This window comes from Bradyrhizobium sp. CCBAU 53421, from assembly GCF_015291625.1.
Taxonomy (GTDB): Bacteria; Pseudomonadota; Alphaproteobacteria; order Rhizobiales; family Xanthobacteraceae; genus Bradyrhizobium.
Genome location: NZ_CP030047.1, coordinates 7,007,967 through 7,029,435 on the forward strand (window position 1 = coordinate 7,007,967; position 21,469 = coordinate 7,029,435).

The 21,469-nt window shown below is 59.0% G+C and carries 23 protein-coding genes; 6 read left to right on the forward strand and 17 right to left on the reverse strand.

Going from position 1 to position 21,469, the window contains the following annotated elements; all coding sequences use genetic code 11:
• Window positions 1–5 precede the first annotated feature (5 nt).
• Window positions 6–443, forward strand: a complete 438-nt coding sequence (locus XH92_RS32900) for a DUF2721 domain-containing protein (protein WP_194455854.1) — start codon at window positions 6–8, stop codon at window positions 441–443.
• Window positions 444–639: 196 nt separating this feature from the next.
• Here XH92_RS32900 and XH92_RS32905 read toward each other — a convergent pair whose 3' ends face one another.
• The 5 genes from XH92_RS32905 to XH92_RS32925 all read right to left on the reverse strand — a co-directional run bounded on the left by XH92_RS32905 (window position 640) and on the right by XH92_RS32925 (window position 4,653).
• Complete coding sequence (locus XH92_RS32905; RefSeq protein WP_371817847.1) at window positions 640–1,296, reverse strand: hypothetical protein; 657 nt, start codon at window positions 1,294–1,296, stop codon at window positions 640–642.
• A gap of 87 nt (window positions 1,297–1,383) precedes the next feature.
• Window positions 1,384–2,130 carry an outer membrane protein gene (locus tag XH92_RS32910; protein WP_194455855.1) on the reverse strand — a complete coding sequence of 249 codons (747 nt, stop codon included), beginning with the start codon at window positions 2,128–2,130 and terminating at the stop codon, window positions 1,384–1,386.
• Window positions 2,131–2,259: 129 nt separating this feature from the next.
• Window positions 2,260–3,213, reverse strand: a complete 954-nt coding sequence (locus tag XH92_RS32915) for a helix-turn-helix domain-containing protein (RefSeq protein ID WP_194455856.1) — start codon at window positions 3,211–3,213, stop codon at window positions 2,260–2,262.
• Between the two features lie 121 nt (window positions 3,214–3,334).
• Complete coding sequence (locus XH92_RS32920) at window positions 3,335–3,643, reverse strand: HdeA/HdeB family chaperone (RefSeq protein WP_246787795.1); 309 nt, start codon at window positions 3,641–3,643, stop codon at window positions 3,335–3,337.
• A gap of 245 nt (window positions 3,644–3,888) precedes the next feature.
• A complete protein-coding gene (locus XH92_RS32925) occupies window positions 3,889–4,653 on the reverse strand; it encodes an outer membrane protein (RefSeq protein WP_246787796.1) in 765 nt (254 codons plus the stop codon).
• A gap of 3 nt (window positions 4,654–4,656) precedes the next feature.
• Between XH92_RS32925 and XH92_RS32930 the strand changes: the two genes are divergently transcribed.
• Window positions 4,657–4,884 carry a hypothetical protein gene (locus tag XH92_RS32930; protein WP_194455858.1) on the forward strand — a complete coding sequence of 76 codons (228 nt, stop codon included), beginning with the start codon at window positions 4,657–4,659 and terminating at the stop codon, window positions 4,882–4,884.
• An 8-nt stretch (window positions 4,885–4,892) separates the two neighbouring features.
• Here the strand turns inward: XH92_RS32930 and XH92_RS32935 are convergent, their stop codons facing one another.
• The 4 genes from XH92_RS32935 to XH92_RS43250 form a co-directional block, all read right to left on the reverse strand.
• On the reverse strand, window positions 4,893–5,828 hold the full coding sequence (locus tag XH92_RS32935) for a hypothetical protein (protein ID WP_246787798.1): 936 nt from the start codon (window positions 5,826–5,828) through the stop codon (window positions 4,893–4,895).
• Between the two features lie 229 nt (window positions 5,829–6,057).
• The gene (locus XH92_RS32940; protein WP_194455859.1) at window positions 6,058–6,360 is read right to left on the reverse strand and encodes a hypothetical protein; all 303 of its coding nucleotides are present in this window, start codon (window positions 6,358–6,360) and stop codon (window positions 6,058–6,060) included.
• A gap of 59 nt (window positions 6,361–6,419) precedes the next feature.
• Entirely contained in the window at window positions 6,420–6,905 is a 486-nt protein-coding gene (locus XH92_RS43765; protein WP_194455860.1) for a helix-turn-helix domain-containing protein, read from the reverse strand.
• 413 nt (window positions 6,906–7,318) lie between these two features.
• Window positions 7,319–7,465 carry a hypothetical protein gene (locus XH92_RS43250; RefSeq protein ID WP_305825880.1) on the reverse strand — a complete coding sequence of 49 codons (147 nt, stop codon included), beginning with the start codon at window positions 7,463–7,465 and terminating at the stop codon, window positions 7,319–7,321.
• Window positions 7,466–7,966: 501 nt separating this feature from the next.
• On the opposite strand from XH92_RS43250, the gene XH92_RS32955 reads away from it, so the two are divergent.
• Window positions 7,967–8,968 (forward strand): AraC family transcriptional regulator, encoded by a 1,002-nt coding sequence (locus XH92_RS32955; protein ID WP_194455861.1) that lies wholly within the window; start codon window positions 7,967–7,969, stop codon window positions 8,966–8,968.
• A 162-nt stretch (window positions 8,969–9,130) separates the two neighbouring features.
• On the opposite strand, the gene XH92_RS32960 is transcribed toward XH92_RS32955, so the two are convergent.
• A complete protein-coding gene (locus tag XH92_RS32960; protein WP_194455862.1) occupies window positions 9,131–9,616 on the reverse strand; it encodes a DUF992 domain-containing protein in 486 nt (161 codons plus the stop codon).
• Window positions 9,617–9,938: 322 nt separating this feature from the next.
• Here XH92_RS32960 and XH92_RS32965 point away from each other — a divergent pair, with 322 nt between their 5' ends.
• The 3 genes from XH92_RS32965 (at window position 9,939) to XH92_RS32975 (ending at window position 13,036) form a co-directional block, all read left to right on the forward strand.
• Entirely contained in the window at window positions 9,939–10,997 is a 1,059-nt protein-coding gene (locus XH92_RS32965) for an AraC family transcriptional regulator (RefSeq protein ID WP_194455863.1), read from the forward strand.
• Between the two features lie 226 nt (window positions 10,998–11,223).
• Window positions 11,224–12,165, forward strand: coding sequence for a helix-turn-helix transcriptional regulator (locus XH92_RS32970; RefSeq protein WP_194455864.1), 942 nt, complete (start codon window positions 11,224–11,226; stop codon window positions 12,163–12,165).
• Between the two features lie 211 nt (window positions 12,166–12,376).
• A complete protein-coding gene (locus XH92_RS32975; RefSeq protein ID WP_246787800.1) occupies window positions 12,377–13,036 on the forward strand; it encodes a hypothetical protein in 660 nt (219 codons plus the stop codon).
• An 844-nt stretch (window positions 13,037–13,880) separates the two neighbouring features.
• On the opposite strand, the gene XH92_RS32980 is transcribed toward XH92_RS32975, so the two are convergent.
• The 7 genes from XH92_RS32980 to XH92_RS33010 form a co-directional block, all read right to left on the reverse strand.
• Entirely contained in the window at window positions 13,881–14,018 is a 138-nt protein-coding gene (locus XH92_RS32980; RefSeq protein WP_194455865.1) for a hypothetical protein, read from the reverse strand.
• A 5-nt stretch (window positions 14,019–14,023) separates the two neighbouring features.
• Entirely contained in the window at window positions 14,024–14,764 is a 741-nt protein-coding gene (locus XH92_RS32985; RefSeq protein WP_194455866.1) for a Crp/Fnr family transcriptional regulator, read from the reverse strand.
• Between the two features lie 165 nt (window positions 14,765–14,929).
• Complete coding sequence (locus XH92_RS32990) at window positions 14,930–15,433, reverse strand: ester cyclase (RefSeq protein ID WP_194455867.1); 504 nt, start codon at window positions 15,431–15,433, stop codon at window positions 14,930–14,932.
• A 109-nt stretch (window positions 15,434–15,542) separates the two neighbouring features.
• Window positions 15,543–17,579: a hypothetical protein gene (locus XH92_RS32995; protein WP_194455868.1), complete on the reverse strand. Its 2,037-nt coding sequence runs from the start codon at window positions 17,577–17,579 to the stop codon at window positions 15,543–15,545.
• An 827-nt stretch (window positions 17,580–18,406) separates the two neighbouring features.
• Window positions 18,407–18,610, reverse strand: coding sequence for a hypothetical protein (locus tag XH92_RS33000; protein ID WP_194455869.1), 204 nt, complete (start codon window positions 18,608–18,610; stop codon window positions 18,407–18,409).
• Between the two features lie 567 nt (window positions 18,611–19,177).
• Window positions 19,178–20,362 carry an aminotransferase class V-fold PLP-dependent enzyme gene (locus XH92_RS33005; RefSeq protein ID WP_194455870.1) on the reverse strand — a complete coding sequence of 395 codons (1,185 nt, stop codon included), beginning with the start codon at window positions 20,360–20,362 and terminating at the stop codon, window positions 19,178–19,180.
• Window positions 20,359–21,426 (reverse strand): tryptophan 2,3-dioxygenase family protein, encoded by a 1,068-nt coding sequence (locus XH92_RS33010; RefSeq protein ID WP_194455871.1) that lies wholly within the window; start codon window positions 21,424–21,426, stop codon window positions 20,359–20,361. Before XH92_RS33010 ends, XH92_RS33005 begins: the two co-directional genes overlap by 4 nt.
• Window positions 21,427–21,469 lie beyond the last annotated feature (43 nt).

The following is a 21,469-nucleotide window of genomic DNA, read 5'->3' on the forward strand; positions in this document are numbered from 1 at the left end:
GCCAAATGCTGATCGACACACCGACCGCAGCGCACCTGTCGCAGGTCATTTCGCAAGTAGCGGCGCCGGCGTTTCTCCTTGGCGCGGTTGCGGCCTTCGTGTCGCTTCTGATCGGGCGCATGAATCGCGTCGTCGACAGGCTACAGGCATTGCACGCTACGGCCGACGACGGCCGTTCCGGAATGCACCCTGATATCCCACACCTCGAGCGTCGCGCTGTGCTTCTGAACAAGGCAATCGTTCTCGCGACGGTCAGCGCAATCGTCACCTCGCTGCTGGTGATCCTGGCGTTCGTGTGCACCTTCTTTCAATTCCAGCATGAATACGGCGTTGCGCTACTCTTTGTAGTCGCTCTCAGCTTCTTCACGCTCTCGCTTGTGGATCTGGTGCGCGAGGCCCGCCTTTCACTGCATGACCTCAGTCATCACAAGCCCAATCCGTAGCAAGCAGTCGGCTCATCCGGACTCTTTCGGGGTGTAGCGCCAAGACTCGAAATCGGCTCGTTTCTGGACGGGCCGGCGCTTCCTCGAGTCGAGAGGACCATCGTCCAGTGCCGGCTGGCCGCAATTGGTACACACGGCGCGTCGGCCCGCGGCTGGCCCAGCGCAACGACGCCAGGCCGAACTCCGCGCGGTCCCGCTAGTAGCATGGAGGATAGGGATAGTATCCGCAAACCGGCGGCCGATAGTAATACGGGTGGTAGACGTAAGCAGCCGCAGCGCCAGCCGCCGCGGCGGCTCCGGCATAATACGCACCTCGATAGGCGGTGCGTCGCGCAACGCCCGCGAATGAAAGCGGCGTAAACGGAAGGCCGATGATGTCGATGAAGACAGAGGCAGGACCATCGGCGCCCTTGATGTCACCCTCGAGAATATCGACATCGAAGGCAAGGTTGTCGCCTTCGAGCTTGGGATTCTTCAGCGTTACAACGACATCGCGCACAGTGTTGCCCTCCTTTTGGAATACGGACACTGTGGCGTTGGGCGGATTCTTTGCGAAATTGTCGCTTCCGGTTCCCCAGTCTTCCACGATATGGCTGGTTAGATCGTGACCAGCCGAGCGAACCGGCCGGTCCGCAAATATGATCGCATTTGGCGCGACGCCGGTGAGGACCAGCTTGCCGGGCTGCACGTTCGCGCCCCTGGAGTTGAACACGATCAGCGATGGAACGACCTGGGGTTTGGTGGCCCCGATCGTCTTTAGAGGCGCGCCGGGCGCCGTGTCTTGCGCCAAGGCCATGTTTGTGACCGTCAGAGCACCAAGAAAAGCAATCGCACGCATCGTATTCGACAGCATGATCAACTCCGGAATCATGGGCTACCTGGGCCCAAGCATGATGGAAAAGAATGGAGGCCGGCCGAATTGGCCGACCTCCTTTCTTCATCAGTAACCAAACTTGTAGTTGAGGCGGAGTGCGAGCAGACTCGCGTCCGTCTTGGTGTTGGCGGTGATGGACGTGATGCGCCCGAGTGACGGCGTCGAGAAGGTGTTGCTCTCGTTCACTCGCCACAGATAGTCGTACTCGATGCCGGCCGTCCAATTTGGAGAGAAGCCGTACTCGAAGCCGACACCCACGACGCCACCCCAGCGGGTCCGATTCGCAAAGGCGAGGCCCGTGCCGGTCACATTGTCGATGATGGCAAAGTCCTGGCTACCAACCGCGCCGCCGCCCTTGACGTAGAACAAGGCCTCGTTGGCCGCGTAGCCAAGTTGAGCCGTGAAGAGACCCAAGCCGGCGAGGGTCGACTTGTAAGTGCGTGTCGGATCCTGCGCACTGATGCGCGTGTTGCGGATGTTGGCCCAGTCGCCCTGCGCTTCCAGACCGTACACCAATTGTCCGGCCTGCCAACGATAACCAAGCTGGCCGCCGATGATGCCGCCGCCTTTGCTATTGCAGCCTTCCGCGAACACTCCACCAATTCCATTGACCGCGGTGAGATCGATACACTGGTTGCTCCAGCCATATCCGCCGTTCATGCCGAGATAGAAGCCGGACCAGTTGTACATCATCGGCGCAGCGATCGGCGCCGCCTTGTACGTCGGCCGCTGCGGAAGATCGGCGGCCTTTGCAATACCCGTGAACGAAACGGACATCACCACCGCTGCGGTAAGTAAGCTGATTTTTTTCATCGCCTGTGAGCCTCATAGAATGTGGAAAACACATGAGCCATTTGCCATCGACCTTGTCTCAGTCGGTATGCAGAAACTGTCACCGCCGACCAATTCTTGGTGGTGTTGCACCAAAACCCCACTCCAAGGTCACGGCGCGTTACCTGACCTCGATGCGAGAGACCGGCGATATGTCTCGGATGGCAACTCGCCAAACAGCGACCGGTAGTGGCCAGCAAATCTGCCGAACTCAGTGACGCCATGGGTCGATAGGATATCGACGACTCCGACCGATGCACCGTTGTCACGACTGATCTCATGATAAACCAGGTTCAACTGCCGCAGCCTCAGATAGTGCTTTGGCGAGAAGCCGAGATAGCGCTCGAAAGCGCGCAGCAAGGTGCGGTATTCCACCTCGGTCGCTCTCACGATATCCTTGATATGGACGATGCTTTCCGACCTTGTCCCGACGAACTCGAGCGCCTCCAGAACGATTCGCTCGTACGAGAGGGTGTACTTGTTGGGCAGGAAGGTTTCGCTCAGACGACTGTCCCGGATGCAAGCCAGCTGATCCATCAGGGCCTGCTCAGCCTGCCGGGCCATCGTAGGCCGATCGACGGGATCGGAGATGGAACGCAAAGCCTGCCTCGACGCCTCGATCAGTTTCGATTTGATCGGCTCTGGCAGCCGGATGAGGTGCTTGGCGGTCTTCGGCGAAGCCTGAGTCGTGGCTGCAGGGAGCATCTTCCTCGCGATACTCTCCTCCTTCGGCAGCGACCACGCCACCCATTCGACATGACCGGAGCGGACAAAGGTGAAGTGACAGTTGGGAGGGAAAATGACCAGGTCAGAGGCCTGGCATGGTGCGCCATCGAGCACGACGCGATCGTTGAAGTTGGACGACTGGATGATCAACGTCGTAAAATTCGGGTCAGTGACGCCATGTGCAATCCCCGGACCGCCGTCTGCGCCGAACTGAAGGATCGTGCGATTCAGTGTGAGCGACTTCACCCCCCAATCGTGAGTGGACGGAGCGGATTTCAGAAACGTCACCCTCGCGCCCATAATGGCGTCGGTGTATTGCCCGAAATCATTCAATTTCAAATTATCCCGCTCGTCTGAGCGGCACTTCAAGCGAAAAATAGAAACAGGCTGTGCCGCTTTTAACAAGACCGCGCACAGCGGATCGGTCCGTAGCGGGCGACCGATCCGCTCTTAGGGCAATCTACTTCATCTGAATGCCCATCATCTCCCGCTCCGCTTTGAACACGACGGAAATAGCGTCGATGATGAGTTTTTCGGGATTTGCCTTGCAGTAGACGATGACTTCGTGCTCCACGAGCTTGCCCTTGCGCAGGTCGAGGAAATGCTTCTTGGCAAGGCCGTTGTACCAGCCGCTGTACCAGGCCGTCAGTGCATCGGCGTCCTCCTGGTAGGTCCCGGCGAGTTGCGCGCAGGTCAGCTTCTGAACATCGATAAATCCATTCGCGTCGACATAGGCCGATAGCGGGGTCTGGGCCCTGGCGGAAACCATTGTAGCAACCAGCAGAGCTACGGAAAGCAGCAGTCTCGAACGCATTGGGGATCCCATTTGTAATGAATCGGATGTGGAAAGGTCTCAGACGACTTTCAGAGGCCGGGCGCCTTCGCGGGCGACTGGCATCCGAGCTGAAAAGCATCGGCTCGGATGCGCGATCGAGATCAAGACAGTCCTATCGGACGGTCGAGGCGGCGTATCGTCCGTCGAACAAGACCGAATATGTGATCAATGGCCCTTGTTCAGAACCGGTAGTTGATGCCGCCACGCACGACATTCAGTTCATCCGTGCTGACTCCGGTGCCGACGACTTTCGTGTAGAGATACTCGGCCTTCACGGACCAGTTCGGTGTGAAGCCATATTCCACGCCGAGACCCGCGGAGATGCCCGGACGCCAGGACGAGCCTGAGCAATCCGGCAGGACGCCAAGCGTGCCGCAGGGTACGCCGGCGATGGTTGATGCGCTGGCGGTCGACTTGACGAAGGCCCCGCCGCCGGTGGCGTAGATCAGCACGTTGTTCATGGCGATACCGACCCGAGCCCTTGCCGTCGCCAGCGCGCTGATGTTTGACGAGGTGTTCAGCGTAACGCCCTGCCCGATGCCGAGAATGCTCGGCGTTACGACGGAGGACCCGCTGATGTTGGCCCAGTCGATGTCACCTTCCAGGCCGAGCACGACGTATCCCTGCTGAATCTGCGCACCAAACGTGCCTCCGATCATGCCGCCACTGATGTCAAAACCGGCTCGATCGAACCTGTTGGCGAACAGCACCATCGGGTCCTGGTTGCCCCAGCCGTACCCGGCGTTGCCGCCGATATAGAACCCCGTCCAGTTGTAGACGGCGGCAACCGGAGCCTGCGCCTTGTAGGCGGGCGCCGCCGGCAAATCCGCAGCAGCCGCGTAACCGCCCATCATCAGCGAAGCCGCGATCGCAACTCCAAACTTTCCAGTCTTATTCATTGCCGCACCTGATTGATTGAATAAATCGTGCAGCGGTGATCGCATCGAATGCGCGCAACCTACTATGCAGATTCTGACGCGCGCGTTCTGTTTTCCCGACTGTGGCCAAGTTGCCGCAGCGGAAGCATCGGCGCGCAGTCGATGTTGAGCGTCAATGGTCTCTCGGTGTCAGGCGAGCAGGCTGACGAATATGCAAATTCTGACAATCCGGTGATGTCGAGCGGCGACCGGACGCTCCTGGCCTGGTTCAACCTTGCCGAAACACCGTCATGGTGACCGGAAGCCTAATTGCGTGCGAAATAGAGCGGCGTTCTGAGCGTGATCTGGTAAGCAGGCTTTGGCACCCACATGATCTGCGCGGTCACGCCAAACAGGCGGTTGTCGTTGTCGTCCATCCGGTCAAGGTCCAGTCGCACGATCGGCTGGGTGAAGGAGGAGACTGACGCGCGGCTCAAGAGCTGAGCGCCGCCGAAAACCTGCACGCCCGCGCGACCCGTAAACTTCCAGTTGTTCGGCCATTGGTAGTAACCGCCGACATAGCCCATGATATCGGGATGGATGGTCGCGAGTGGACTACCGACGATAACCCGCGTGTCCTGTACTCCCGCGAGCCACCCACGGGTCTCGTCCTGGTCGAACGCATAGTCGAATTCGAAGATGTTAGTAAAAGTCGTGGTAGCGAATGGCCCATTCGGAATCGCCTGGGTAATGGTCGATTGCCAAGTCAAGGTCGGAAGCGAGCCGCCGTTCTGATTGTAGAGATCGGCCTGAAATCCAAGATTCCAGCTCGTGATCGCCACGGACGACCAGCCGGTCATCGGAGTGCTGGTCGAGCTGGCCGACACGCCGGCATAGAGCGAGACGTTATCGCTCACATCGATCGTCATGGGAAGATCGACCACGGCACTCTGGGCGCCCGGCAGCGTCGCACCGCCTGCAATTGCCGCCAAGCTGCCAGCATTCGAGACGGCGGCGGATTGCAACGCCGTGAGCAGCGACGAATTGCCGAAACCGACTGCCAGCGCACCGGCGGGCACCCTCGCGTAGGTGGTTCTCATGTCGAGGTAGACGTTCGGAGTGCTCGACACCCCCTTCGACGAATCATCGTCGTCAGCACGGGCAATTCCGCTGGAGAGGCAAATCAAGACGGCCAGCACCAATCCTGGGAAACCAACGCAATTGCGCGCCTTCAGCGCTCCAACTTTCGCCGTAACCTGCAAGACGCTCTCCTCGAACGAGATCCTTATGGGCGATGTCTGACAGTAGTGATGCGGCCAAGCTGATCGATCGGGTAGCGACAGGCGCTATGTCGGTCAACTCGCGCACTATGCGCCGTCCGGCGAACCCGGCACATTGCGGGAGAGCATCGTTGAAACGATATCCACAATGCGTCGGAACGGTCTATGCAAAACCTGCCAATGCACAGGCTTGCCGCATTGCGGCAGGCTCCTACGGCAGATCCGGCTCCTTGGTATCCTCGAATGTGGCCGGCCCGACCAATGGCGGCTCGGACGTTTCCGCAAGCCAACGGTGAATGATCGCCGAAGGTATCGCCCGCCGCGGTGTGCAGGGATTGATGGTGCCCGCGGTCACGATGTATCCTTGCTCGAACTTCTGGCGAGCAAACCTCCGGGCGTCGAGCTCGGTCGGAAAGCTCTCACTCCGCCTCGGCTGGCGTTGCGCAGATGCCTTGCGCATCCTTTTCGGCACCTCGAAGGAAACATACCAGGCCTTCGTCAGGTCAATCGACACGGCGCCCTTCCGATTGGTTTTCCCTGTAGGCTCGCCTCATCTCAGCCAGCCCGCTCCCGCTATGCGCTTTCGACATCACGATCTTGAACCACGCCCATCGCGCTCGCGCCGAAAGCTCTCGACCGTGGATTCTGGTAGTCGATCCTGGCGTTGCGCAGTCCAGCTCTGCCATCGTGCGATATCTCGCTGTCCCGGCCCGCCGCTCGAAGCGTCTGCGAAGGGCTCTCGCCGAACAGCTTGCGATACTCGACCGAAAACCGTCCAAGCTCGAAAAACCCGAAGCAGATCGCAATTTCCGTCACCTTTGCGGTCTCGCAGTCCACCGCAAGAAGCGCCTGCCTTGCCTGGTTCAGTCGGAGCACACGAATTCGACGGCACGGTGATTCTCCGTAAACGCTTCTGAACGCCTTTCGTAGGGTACGCTGGCTCACCGAGAGCTGATGGCATATCGCGGGGATGCGGGGCATTTCTTCGGCATTCCCCGCAGCGATGGCTTCGGCGCGCGCGACAAGAACGCGATATCGATCGCTGGTACCGCCAATCATTGGTCGGCGCCTTTCGATCGCATCAAAAAAGCCGGTGAAGTGAGGAAGCTACCCCCAATATTGCAACGCAACCCGTTTGCATGGCCCCCTGACGGACCACTTCGCGCGGACGTGCAGATCAGATTGGCAGCAGCAATGGCAATAGGCGAGGCGCAGTGCATAATGATTGACCTCAACGTCTGGCTTTACCTCTGCATCTCGCGTCTTTCAGCGCGAAGCGTCTTGCCATTTCGCGCCAATCATTTACGCACGGCGCCATTTCTTTCGGGCCGCATTGCCGCCGAAAAACACAGCTCAAACACCAGTAGAATGCCAAGGCGATGCTCGTTTGCGGGGCGACGCAGGGCCGCTGGCTGCGTCGTGGCCGTGCGCGTTCGCGCCTACCACGACCAATCAGTGCAAGCGCCCACGCACTAACTTTTGCTGGCACGCGCCTTGCCATCACCTTTTGCGGCCTGCTGCTGTCGATACGCAATCGGCGGCATTTTCATCAAACCCGCAAAGCTTCGGCTGAAACTGCTCGCTCCGGTGTAGCCAAGCCGTAAGGCGATGTCCGAAATGCGTTCGGTGGACTCGGCAAGGAGGCGGCAGGCAGTATCGAGACGGACTTCGGCGACCTATTCGCTGCAATTCGTCCCCATACCAGCGAGGTGTCGCTGCAGCGAACGCACGCTGAGGCCCAGTCGGCGCGCCGTGCGCTGCACAGCTGCGACATCCTGACGCAGCAACGCCGAAATCGCCGCTCGGACAGAGTGTCGGGATGGCGAAGAGACGGGTTTCATGCGCACGTTATGAAGGATTGCAAGCGTGATCTCCTTACTCAGACCGCTGCTGCTTGCGATCTTCTTATAATGTGATCGAATTGGTGGCCCGTCTGGCCATGGGCCGCCTAAATTGCAATTTCGGATTCAAGGTCAATTGCGCACGTCTCAGCCTCACATGCTCCGCTGCAATGCGGCGCTCCATGCATCCATCAAGCAGATTTCGCGATCGCTCCTCATACTCTTGCGACGACAAAGCGCGGCCGTAAAGATGAACGCCGCACGCAGGGGACGAGCAACATGAGCGGAATTCCCCTAACCCGCTGCCAATTCCTCATTCCATTTGCAGACATTCATAACGAGATCGGAGCTCCCACCGCGACGCTCCTGTCGAAATTTGGCCTCCCGACAGCGCTGCAAGAAAAAGCCGATCATTATATTCCGATATTGCCTGCCATATCGTTTGCGCAAGCCGCGCAGAGATCGCAGGGCATCACGGATATTGGCTTTCACGCTTCGCAACGGCTGCAGTTCTGCCACCTGAGTGATAAGCTTCGAACCATCATCAGCTACTCTCCAACGCTGTTCGCCGCCCTGCAGCAACTGTGCAAGTGGGCATCGCTCGAAGACACGAACTTGTACATGTGGCTGGAGCGCCGCGGCGATCGTGTAATAATTTGCAGCAAGCTGGGCGGGACTACCGGCATGCTCCATCTTGAACACTCACAATGGCTGCAGAACGTCTTCGTCATCCACATTGTTCGACAGTTCGCCGGGTCGGAGTGGGCTCCCTCAACGATGGCCTTTGAGGCGAATTATGCACCAGGCTCGGAAGCTCAGGCTTTCTGGCCGAATACGCGCTTTCTGCCGGGCCAGGAAGCCTCCTGGATTGATGTGCCCGTGGCGCATCTCGACCTACCCAGCCTGACACACGATACGGTGATGAATCTCTCCGAGGACGAGCCTCAGCCGTTCGGCGACGAGCTTGTCAGTGCACTTAAGCTGATGCTGCCTTCTTACCTGGATGAGGGAATCCCGGCGGTCGCGAAAATCGCTGAGATGGCGGGCACAAGCGTCAGGAGTTTTCAACGCAAACTCTCAAGCGTTGGCCTGACATATTCAAGCTTGCTCGAATTGATCCGTTTTGAGAATGCCGCCAAGCTTCTACGTGAGACGGACGCCAAGATCATCGAAATCGCGTTCTCTTCCGGCTATGCCGATCCGGCGCATTTTTCGCGTGCGTTTCGCCGTATTTCCGGCGCTACGCCACGCGAATTTCGGGAGAAATGGAGACCGCGGTAGGCACAGCCCCTGCCCTTGACGCATCGCTTCCGTTTTCGACGGCAGCCCCTTCCGATTGGCGCGGAGGCAGTTTTCGCCGGCGCAAGCCCGCTATGGAAAGCGCGCCACGAGCATTCGTCGAGCAATTCGGGACTGCACAAGCGGCGGTCGGACGGCGGCGCGCTAATAGATCGGACGCAGTTGGAGCCCGGAAAGGCCGAGGGTCACATTGACAGCTACCGAGCCCTCTACCGAAACGGGCTGCAACGCAAATGACCGCCCCGACCCACCGACAAGAACATTGACGCCGGCGCCTAAACCGAGGCCGATGTCGCCTGACGCCCCGACATATTCGCCGGCGAGAGCTCCGGGCGGAGGGCCTGCCGTCGGGGCAAGGACCGCCCAAGCGAGTGCGCCTCCGGCCGAAACGCCGATATCGATTCCGACGGTATTGAGGGCGCCTTCATAGAGTTGTGTCGGAAATGGCGAGTTTTGTGTAAAGCGACACGACATCGATTGATGGCCGAAGATGACAAACCCGACGCTAGGGTCGAGCTTGCAAGCCAGCATGCCGATCTGGGTCCACGATGCCTGCTGGGCGCCTGCGGAGGACACGGAGCCGGACCATGCACAGAGGAGGCAGAGGACAGCCAGAATTCGTGCACGCATTTCGCTTCCCGATCCTCTCGCAGCAACTCGTTGATCGCGGATCGGCGCTTGGTCCCGACCGCGTTCTGTTTTCGCAGAGGAGCATGCGCGATGCCGATGCGACTATGCAAAAACGGCACGCCGCTTCCGTCGTGAACGAAAACTAGCACTTCGATGGCGGGATGGCGGGCGAGAGGCCAATGGCCGAGCCACTTAATTCATCACCTACGTCTGTCCTAGCATGGGTTCGAACGAGGGGCTGGACAAGAGTACCCAGCAACGAACCGCTCATATTGATCAGAAGTTGTGTGCGACATAAGGTGCTTTTCCGAAGACGACGCTATTGTCGAGCGTTCTCTGGTATCCGAATGAAGCGCGGAGCATTCAGGTGTTCTGGATGAGAACGATAAGGATCGAGGATCCGCTGCTCTCCCCGAGCGCAATCCAGGGATGCGAGGTCAATCTATTTCCAACAAAGCGCGGCGAGTTCGAACTGAAGATGGAGCAGATTGGATTGGACCGGCTTTGGATGAGCCGGTACGAGGTAAATCTGCCGCAGGTCAACCGAATTGCCGTCCGGCCGGGCCGAAGATCCATTGGCTTTCTGACGCAATTGGATGGCGCTCCGATGCAGCACTGCGGCGTGGACGTCGCGCCGGGCGACATCATCATCGACAAGCTCGACGTGTCGCATCAGCGTTCCGACGCCAATCACCGCTATGCCTCCATGTCACTCACCGAGGATGATCTGAGTGCAACGCTGGCGACTGTCGTTGGATCTGACCTTCTGGAAAAGTTGACAACGCGCGTGGTTCGACCCCACCCGGAGTTGATGTCGCGCCTGTTGAAGATGCATCAAACCGTCGGCGATCTGGCCCAAACGACCCCGGATGCTCTGGAGTCGCCGGAGCTACGTCGCGGGGTCGAAGAACAATTGTCCCATCTAATGGTTCGATGCCTCGCGGAAGGAGCCGGCATCGAGATCACGAGCAACAGGCAGCGCCACGATGCGATTATCGCGCGGCTCGAGGATCATCTGGCCGAAAATTCCGACCGTGCCGTCTACCTGACCGAGCTCTGCGCTGCGACCCGCGTTTCCGAGCGGACGTTGCGATCGGCCTGCGAAGAGCATCTCGGCATGGCTCCAATGCGCTATCTCGCCTTGCGACGAATGCATATGGTCCGGCGCGCACTGCTGCGCGCTGACGCCTCCACGGCTACAGTCACCCGTATCGTGACCGACTACGGGTTCTGGGAGCTCGGGCGCTTCTCGGTCGCCTACCGCACCCTGTTTGGAGAGTTGCCCTCGCAAACACTGCGGCGCCCCGCGCAGGACCCCGATCTTCATCTCATTCGTCCCACGACGCTGCCGACCGAAGTTATCGTGGGACGGCTTCACTAGCCCAAGCATTTACTTTACCTTACCGCGCAAATCGACAGGCCATTTTTCGCCAATTCGGCTCTCGCTCGAAATTTCATTTCCGCGCCTCTTTGAGCGCGCCAATTCGTCTCGCGCGCCGGAATTGCATAGTCGCCTCCCATCCGTTGACTGATGGTGGCCCATCGAGGAAGCCCTTGGGCATCAAATGGTCGCGAGAGCCATTCGCCCGTCCGATGGGACAAGGGATATGGCTGAGCGCTCCATTTCAAGGTTTGACGATCCAGCAGCCTACGAAGCCGGATTTGGTGACGCCGGTGTAATTCTTACGATAACTGGTCCCGGAGCTTTCGAAGCGGAGCTACTGCGGCTGAAACTGGAGCATCTCGTCATCGTACGGTTGCGCGAATGGCTACCGCGAGTTGCCTGCATTTCGCTTGCAGCCGACAGGGTCTATCTGTCCTTTCCGGTTGGCCGGACGAGCCTGGAATGCGACGGGTTTGCCTTCCAAAGCGACCGGATCGCCTTTCATGGCGCAGGCCAACAGGTGCATCAGCTATCGAGCGGGAAGTGCCAATGGGGCCTGATATCCCTGCCTCTCGATCAACTTGCAAGCAGTGGCGCGGTATTGACCGCCCGGCCGATCCTGCCACCGCGCTCCACCAGACTGCTCCACCCTTGCGGCGCGGACCTGTCCCGTTTTCTAAGCCTGTTTCGGCACGCCTGCCATCTGGCGAGGCCCGCAGGCAAACTAATCGAGCGGCCCGAAGTGGCAAGAGCGCTCGAACAGGAGATGCTTCATGCCGTGATCCATTGCTTGGCCGGCGACGGGATGGAAGACAGTTCCAGGACACGCTCCAACCACACCGCCTTGATGACACGGTTCGAAACAGCGCTGCACAAATCCGTCGACCGGAAGGTCACGCTGCCCGATCTTTGTGACGAAATCGGCGTGGCCGAACGCACATTGCGGATGTGCTGTCGCGAGTTTCTCGGCGTCAGCCCGATGCGATACCTCTTGCTACGCAGGCTGAACAGCGCACGCGCCGCACTGCGGCGCGCCGACCCGTCTACAGCGAGCGTCGCCAGCATCGCGCGGGAGCATCAATTCATTGAACTCGGACGCTTTGCCGCGACATACCGTGCCGCTTTCGGAGAAGCACCGCTAACGACGCTTCAGCGCAAAGCCTAGCTGTTGTTCGACGAGCCGGTCGACGACGGCGATCAGACTGCAAATTGCAGATGAACGAGAGCTCGATCCACCACGCCGGACGATGCAGAAAACATCATGATTGGACGCCCCTTCATTTCTGCCGATTTTGCATAGGCGGCCGGTTTCGCGGTGTCTACGGTCCGCATCGACCAACCGCCGGAAGCCTCCGGCCGATCGCAAGGAGAACGAGATGCGCAACAAGAAGGGCATGCAGATTTGCATGGCGTTGCTGGCAGCGACGTTACTGCTCGACACCGGGACCGCGCCGGCTCAGAACGCCACGCAAGGACAATTGAAGACGATCGGCTCGCCATCTGCTGCGCATGCTCAAATTGTGCCGTCGCTTATCGTTCTCAATTCCCGCGGTGCGACATTGCAAGGCGACAGTCTGGTGTTGACCGGGATCATGCCGAACTCGATCATATTCGCGGACCGGCCCGTGCGCGCCGCCGGCCATCAACTGACGGCTGACATCGTGGCCGACTGGGGCACAGGCAAGGACAGCTTTGCCAGCGATCCTCCGAATGCGACTGTTTCGGCTTTCAACAGCAAGGACGGCACCGTCAAGGACGCCGTCGTCGTCCTGAAGAATCCGAAGCTGGACGGAGACAAGTTGATCTTCACCGTTCAGACACTCGAAGGCGATCTCACCGGAGCGGACGGCGCGGCCTCGATCTTCATCGATATTATCGGCCGCCCCTTTACACCGCTTTCCTTTGCAGGCGTCGCGCGGCGCACCGCATACCGGGGCGCAATGTATGCCGGTGCTGCAGCCGTTGGAGCTGCCGCCGTAGGAGCTGCCTATGCCCGGCCCTATTGCGGCTATTACCCCTATCCTCCTTGCTACTGAACAGGTCTCGTGCCGGGCGGCACGTAGCGGTCGCCCGTGCAAGGACCAGCGATCACTTTGCGTCGCAACAGCCACCCGTTTTCAACAGAATCGGCCACAGGCAGAAGTCGGGGCTTGAAGAAGCTCCGTCTGCTTTACACCCAAACACCGGATGAACTGAGCTGACAGTGATGGCCTCGCAAAAATGACCTTCCTCCTCGTCAGCGCGGTTCGCGGAACCGCGTCGTCGACGCATCCTTCTTAATTGGGGTCGATGAGACCAAAGCGTCTCAAGCGACGTCGGCACGCACGGGTTTGCGTGAGGGCGAGATTCGGATAAGGATCGGCAGCGGCGCCCCGCGTTGGGCCACCATCTAGCGCGCGAAATCGCAGAAAATCGTACGATTGGATGCGGGAGCGCTACCGCTTTTCCCCACACCAGGCAGGCCTACGATATCGCATCCAATCTTACGGATAGGCAGTTCGTGAGCTTTGGGCGAGCGGAGCTTTACGTTCATACAGGGGATGTTGAAAGACGCCCACCGGTCGGGCGAAAGCAGCCTCTGTCGCGGAAAATCCGAGGCGAGCGCAATTTTCGGTACCGCGATCGTGGGATTGGACGGGGCGGGGCCCCTCGTCGGAATCCATCCAGTGGGGATTGCAGGTTCAAATCGGGGACCTAGTTTGCTCTCAACTTGCGAAATCAAAAAGGCGGCCCGAGCGGCGCGGCCGATCCTACGGCGTCGCAATCAGATCGGAACAATCCATGCCACGGGCAGGCCGCTGCGCTCTGCATCCACCATTTCAGCGACGTCGCCGTCAGGCTGGTCGCCCATGCAGGCCAAGAACTGCCTCGCCGTCGATGTCAAACAACCGGATCGCCTTGCCCCATTTCGACATAGGCGAGTTCGGCACCGTTTGCGGAAATTCGCTTCACGTCCTGAGCGATCGCGGTCGCCGCCAAAAATATCAACATTGCAGTCCTCAAAATGACCCTGAACATTTCCGTCACCATCGACGTGCGCATTGCTTTTTGTTGCTGCCCGATCGATCCTCGGCGAGTTCCCGAAGCGGATTGGCATCGAGTACGACGATGCTGCCGTGCTCGAGCCGAACCCACTCACGCGCGGTCCAGGCGCGCAACTGCTTGTTGATGCTCTCGCGCGTCATGCCGACCATCTCGCCGATTTCCTGTTGGGTAATGGCGATCGTCCGGCTTCCGGGGTTGAGCTTGCGCCCTTCGGTCAGGTGAAGTAGCGCGCTGGCGAGCCGGCCCGGCAGATCGAGCAGGATGAGTTGTTCGACCTGCTCGCTGGTGTGGCGTAGCCGCTCACAGAGCAGCTCGATGAATTTCATCGCCAGTGCCGGTTGGCTTCGCACGAAAGGCAGAAAATCTCGACGGTCAATGACGAGGATCTCGCAATCGGTGTTTGCGATGGCATCGGCCGTCCGCCCCTTGCCGGTAAGAACCGCAATCTCGCCGACCATCTCACCCGCTCCGATCAGATTGAGAATCGCGTTGCGGCCTTCTGACGAGGAGATACTGATCTTCACCGTGCCTGAAATTAGCGCAAACAGGTTGTCTCCCGGATCGCCCTTGGAGAAGATCGTCGCTCCTCGCTTCAGCGAAGTGTGTCTGGCGTAACGGCAGAGCTGGTCGAGCGCTTCGGGCGCAAGATCGGAGAAGAGCGGATGCTTGCGCAATACCGCCCACTTACTGCAAGCATTTCCTGCCTGATCCTGAGACATCACGGTCAGAACTCCAGACGCGGAATCCGCAGAACGAGCTTCCGGAAATCGGCAACCTTGCTACAGAAGACACCGCCTACCGCCTGCAGTTGTAAGTGGAAGAAACGCGGGCATCTCCGAATCGCGGACATTTGTTTGTTCCGGAAGGGTATAGGATAGCCTAGGCTATTGCTTGGGAGGCGGTGCCAAAGTGCCGATCTGGTGAAGCTGTGCAAAGCGGTCGGGGACTCCCCAATGCTCAACCAATTTGCCTTTCTCAAAGCGACAAATATCGATCACCGTGAAGGAAACAGATTTTCCTGAGCGCGAGTGTGTTCCAGTGCATGTGCTTCGCCCCCATATCTTGCTGCCACTCTCGACGAGGTCTTCAACTGTCAGAGAGAGGTTGCTTATGTTGCGGCGCGCTGTTTGGATTTGATCCTTCAAAATCTCAGGTCCGGGAACGTCTGTCTTGGCGAGGTATTCGTGTTCAATCAGCCTTTCGGCGCAGACTTCATCCGCGATGGACAAGTCACCGCGGTTGAAGCCGCGATCGATGATGGCGTTGAACAATCGGACATTCGTTGAGGGGCCGCTTTCTTGAGCCACCGCAGGGTGGATTTTCGCAGAGCAGATAGCGATGCTCGCGAATATTGTCCCAAAGAGCCGCCTTGTAAGGCTTGTTTTCATCGCATCCTCCTCTGTGGGGAATTGGACATGCGGTAAAAGGCTTTGCAAAGGCTTTGCGATGCTGATGGCTTATTGTCTGACATGACCAAATCTTCAAAGAAACACGGCGTTAGAGCGCATGCGTGAGCGTTTGGCAAAGACGGCTATAGTCTCGTTCGACCTCTCCGGGGAAACGACGTCCATAAAACGCCCGCGCGATGTCAAAGAACCTCTGCGGGGTGAAGTCGGGCAGATGGCGCTTCAGGATGATTGCAGCTTCGCGAGCTTCACCGTAGCGTCCTTGCAATCCGAGAGCACAGACAAGTTCAATCCATTGAGCTGGAGCGTCGCTATAAAGCTCGATGGCTCGTCTCGCGGAGTCCTCCATCGCCTCAAGGTCACCCGTCTTCCAAAAGCACCAGCCTGCATAGTGGTGCCACCGATGACTGCGAGGGTCTCTCGGACTTATTCGCATTGCCTTCTCGATTAATTTCAGGCTCTCGGAAACCTTTTGGCCGGCGACCCGACGAACATTTGCCAACAACGCTAGAGTCTGCGGATCCTCTGGACCATCAGAAGCCGCAGTGCTTAGGAGCTCCAGTGCGAGGTCAATGTTTCCCGAAGAATACAGCGCAGTATCGGCGCAGTTTGCCAGCACATAGGGATTTCGTGGCGCCACTTCCCGTGCGCGGGCCGCGTAGCTGATGGCTGCTGCTCTGTCCTGCGAGGCATCGGCCCTCGACCAGAGCGCCCGCCAGGTATGAACAGCTGACAACAACGATTCAGCCATGGCGTAATCTGGCTCAATAGCGAGTGCCTGCTCCAGTTCTTCAATGGCCTGGGCCAAACCCTCAACTCGTCGCTTGAACAGGATGTGACCATTGGCCCTCTGCAGTCTGGCCCAGGCATCGAGATTCGGCGTCTCGCTTGCAAGTGCCCGCTTGATTTCAGATAGCATTAGACTTGGCAGCAATCGGCTTGCCGCGAGTTTAATGATCTCGTCGCGAACCTCGAAAAACCGGACAAGTTCCCGGTCAAACGTTTCGGCCCAGATGTGAAGGCCGGTTTCTCCGTCGATCAGCCGAACGTTGATGCGGAGCTGAGCTCCGCGAACTTCCACGCTGCCTTCGAGGACGTAGCGCACTCCGAGTTCCGCCGCGATCCGGCGGATGTCGAGCGAGGAGCGTTTGTAGACCATGGCCGACTGACACGCGGTTACGAATAGCCCGGGGACTCGGGCCAGCGCCATCGCCAGTTCTTCGGTCAGTCCGTCGGCGATGGCTTCATTGCGATGCCGGCCGAGGCCACGATCGACGAAAGGAAGAACTGCGATCGAGGGTCTGCCCTGAATGGGCGCCATTAATCGTGGATTGGGTGGCGCCGCCACATCATGCTGACGATTGATTTCAGCAATCCAGGTCGCGGGCTGGATTTCATTGTCAAGCGGCTGTGCCGGCGGCAATGATCCGAGTGCTCTGCCTATGGTTGCCGAGCTTTGATGTGATGGGGTACGTCCGCATGATTTGAGCGCTTCGGCGAAAGTACGATATTGTTCAATCGCCAGCGCCACGTCTCCTTGATCGAGATAAAAGTGAATGAGCGATTGCTGAGCCTCTTCGCATGTCGGGTCAAGTGTAATCAACCGTTGCGCAAAGAGCTTTCTCTCACTCGGTCCGGTAGTCGATAATCTTAACAGACACAGCAGGCTTCTGCATGCGTCCTGCCGAAACTCGAGCCGCCATTTGGCCAGCCACTCCTGAAAGGAGCTGTTCTTTATATTGGCGTCTTCAAAGAGGTTGCCCCGAAAAGTCCGGACCACTGTCGCATGATCTCCGCGCTGGATCGCATCTCGAAACAATTCGATATCGGTTCCGATCTGTGCGGGAAGTTCAATCCGGTCGCCCTGGCTCCAGTCAGCCGCCGTCGTGATAGCCAAGTCGTGGCGTAATGAGAGAAGTTGCTGGCGAAGATTGGATCGTGCGCGATGGCTTCTTCCGTTCTTCCACAACAAATAGGACAAGCGTTCGCGGGTCCAATTGTTCCTCTCGACGGCCAAGCAAGCCAGGAGTGCCCGGGAGCGCTCGCTTCGGATCGGGATTGACAGCCCGCTTCCGTCGCTGACCTCAAGGTTTCCCAGACAATTCACGGTGATCTTGCGCTTGGTCATCATCGCAATTTCCGTAGCACTGGATGGCGGGAAAGCTTAGCCGAAAACACTCTCCGGCCAGCGTCAATTCTTTCAATCCGAGGGCGCGGCATTTTTGACGCGCAGGTTCAAATGCCTCATGCGACAGATCGTGTGGCAATAAAGGGGGATGCCCTAAAACGAGACCTTCAGGCTATCAACCCGCGGCACGGCTCTCGCCGCGCAAACATCTGAGCCGCTGCCATTTGGGAAAATACCGACGAAACCGGAGTGCAGCAAATGGAGGCCATTTGTGAAGCAGCGTACGGGCCTCCTCGTGGAAACAGGCCCGCATGTCGCCGGGGTCCGCGCGACATCCGGCGAAGAGATTCCGGACGAGCTCATCGCCAGGCCGTACCGTACGTTGCCGCAAACTAGCCGAATTGGACGCCTCGCGGAGGAGCATCGTCGCTGGGCCCCGGTGCTGCAGGCGTCGGGGTTGAAGTTCGGCTAGGTAATAGATATCGAACGAGAGCCGCCCTTGGCGATTCTGCGGCCAAGTGCTCCGGGCCGAGGGAGAGATGCTGCGACAGGGTTTCATCGGCGGCACCCAAACCGATGATCGGCGATCAGTACGAGGTCGTGGTGCAGACCCACGCCACCATCAAGCTCGACTCGAAGGCGGCATCTGGCCGATCGAACCGACGAGGTCGTGGTGCCGGAGCCGGTGCGCCAGCGTCGGCGTCTCGTGGTGATGCCGAGTCCGCTGATCTGCGATCCGCTCGCTGGGCCTCATGTCCAGCCCGCCGGATTGGGCGCACCCACCACCCGCAGCTGGCTGGCCGTGGTGCCTTCAGACGCCACTCACTTTAGGTGGGGCAACCAGCATACTTTCCGGCCCCGCCCATCAGACCACAAGCCGGCGCAGTGATGGCGCCCGACTTCAGCCCGTCATATACGGCATTGCCGATAACACCGGCGAGAACGCCCAATCCAAATGCTACCAGGGCTGGGTTGCCACCTGAGACCTGCTCCAGGTGATCGAGGGACAATTCGTGGCTGATGCTCGGCATGTAGTGCCTCTTCCCTTTGCTCTAAGTGATGGGCCATCCATCACTAGGAGATCATGCGACAAGCCGAGCCACCGATCCGTGACTAGGATCACGCACGGCGTTCGCTTGAGCTGGCGCACCTTCCGCTCGATTGACGCAAGCCTTGCGAGGGCTGGAGACGCCACGCATGCCTGCAAGGCTGCCGATACTCGCATTCCGTCTGAGCCATCAATCGAGCTCGCTGAGTGCAGTCGCTGAAGCGACGTGGCGGATCGAATCGATGCCTTCAGATCAACGTTAGGCGCGATAGTCGATCAGAATTTTAGCGCTGCGTTTGGCTATCCTCTAGAATGCGATCCAAATCGCCTAAGGATTCGAAGGCTAGCGTGATGCGTGAGCATACGACGCGGCGCTTCGATGGGCGAACTAGGATGTTGTGGAGCCCACGAACCCTCTGGTTTGGCACACGCGCCATCCTGGCCAGCGCCGTGCTGGTTACGGCTTCCGCTGCGCAACAAGAGGCCGCCGATCGCCGGCGGATGGTTCGCACGGTGCCAGGTAAGCCCACCATTCAGCGCCGGACGGATTCTAGCTTCCAATCGCGCGCCTGATTCTCGCCAGTGCCTGATCGAGGTCCGCCAAATTCGTGCAAATCCCGAACCCGAAGCGAAGGCGGTCGCCGCGGTGATCGCAGTGCACATGGATTTCGGCAAGCTTTGTCTCAATCTCGCCTGCACGCGGCGTCCGAAATGTAAGAAAATTGCCGTGTTGGGCCTTGGCGCCCCATGGCGTAATCAAATCCGCAAACCGCAATCCCTCAATGTGCTGAAGCGCAAGCCCCTCGATGAACAACGTCATCAAGGCCTGCGCGTGACAGTGGATTTGCTCAACCGCGATGCTCTCGCGGGCCAGCCAATCGAATACGGCTGCAAGCCGGTAGAGACCCGAGGGATCGAAGGTCGCGCCCAGGAATCGACCGGCATCTCGCGGATACCCGACTGATTTCCCCGGAGGCGCTGCGAGGGAGCCGAAATCGGCGAACCAACCTGTGTCCCGGGGTCTTGGCCCGTAGCCGGGCGGACAGTGCAGGAAGCAGCATCCCTCCCCTGCCATCGCATACTTGTAACCGCCTGAGAGATAGAACGTGCGCCCAGCAATCTCGGACAGATCGGTCGGACGGGCCATAAAGCCGTGATAGCCGTCGATTACGATAAAAGTATCGCGCGAAGGTACCGCTTCGACCATGGACTTGAGATTTCCCGACGTTGCCGACGAGGTGAAAAACACCTGGCTTACAAAGACAAGGTCATGTTCGCCCCTCCCGCACGCTGCATGAAAGCGTTCAGCAAAGGTCTCGAAGGGCTCGGCGGGTATGCGTGTGACGGCAACCAAGCCGTCCTCCTCCAAACGCTCGAGCTGACGCCGTGCGGTATGGAACTCGGCATCGCTCGTGAGGATACGAATGGGCCGATCCGACGGAAAGCAGGACAATAGCCGGCGCAAGAATTCATGCGTGTTGGGTGCAACTGCGATTGTCGACGGGTCAGGTAATTGGAGGTGCCGGGCGATTCCGGCCTGGACGCGCGGGATCAGTTCACCGAAGACCAAGTCCCATTTTTCGCCGGCGAGCCGCGCCGCATCGTGCCAGCACTGTTCCTGCGCCGCGAGTGTCACGTCCGGCCAGTCGTGGTGGCTGTGCGCCGCTAGGTTGATCCGCTCAGGCGCCGCCGCGCGAAACTTCTCGAAATGAGCGGTAAGATCGAGCACGGTCATGACGCGTACACGAAGCTCATCTGCCGTTGGACCGGAGCCGGAAGCTCGGGCACGGCTGAGCGCGGAATGAGGAAAGTGGACAGTCGGAACAGATCAGCGAAAATGCGATGTCGCTCGGCCGTCATCCGAAGGTAGTCGTGACCCGAGGAGCCGCCAGTACCGATCTTCAACCCGATCATGCGCTCCACCATGAGTGCATGCCGATATCGCCAAAGAGTTATGGTTTCGTCGATGTCCGTGAGCGCGGTCAAAAGGCGGAACGCCGACTGCACAGCAGGCTTGTCACGATAAAGCGTGATGAAAAGAGCGGCCTGAACTGATTGCGGCAACAGCCGCCAACTGCCTCCCTCGCCTGTTTCCGAGAAAATTTCCGAAAACGACGCGATCGCGCGCTCGATATGCTTCAGTTCGCGGTCGCGCTTTTCCGACGGGATCGCAGAATCCGTGCGCAGCAGCTCGGCATCGCGAGCTAGATGTTTGTCCACCGCAGTGCGATAGGCCTCGCGGAATGTTTCCCCTCCCCAGTCGAGAAATGGCGTACGTGCAAGCCAACGATTGAGCAAGTCAAATAGCGATGGCCGAGCGCTGGCGGCTCGAAGAGCGTCGCGATCGGATTGGGAAAGACGCTCGTCGATCGCCTTCTCATCAAATGGAATGCGCGTTTCAGGCGGCAGGCCGAGCCGCGTCTCGATCAGCCGGAACTGCAGGGACTGGAAGCCCGAAGCCGGCATCAGCAGGTCGCGAAAGTCCAGGAAGTCAAATGGCGTCATGGTTTCCAGCACGTCAAGCTGGACCACGACAAGCTTGAGGATTTCATGGATACGGTTGAGCCCGTGTATGACGCGGGCCATGGCATCATCGGTGACCGGGATCGTGCCGAAGTCCGTCTCAACCCGATCGAGTTCATGCAGTATCTGCTTGAACCATAGCTCGTAGGCCTGGTGGACGACGATGAACAACATCTCGTCATGGGCACTGATGCCAATTTTGGCGCTTTCGGGCTCCTGCGATGACAGGAGCCGGTCCAGCCGCAGGTAATCACCGTAGTAGACCGGTGCGCGCATAGCTGATCTCCATCGAAATGACCGACGACACCAACTCTTGCAG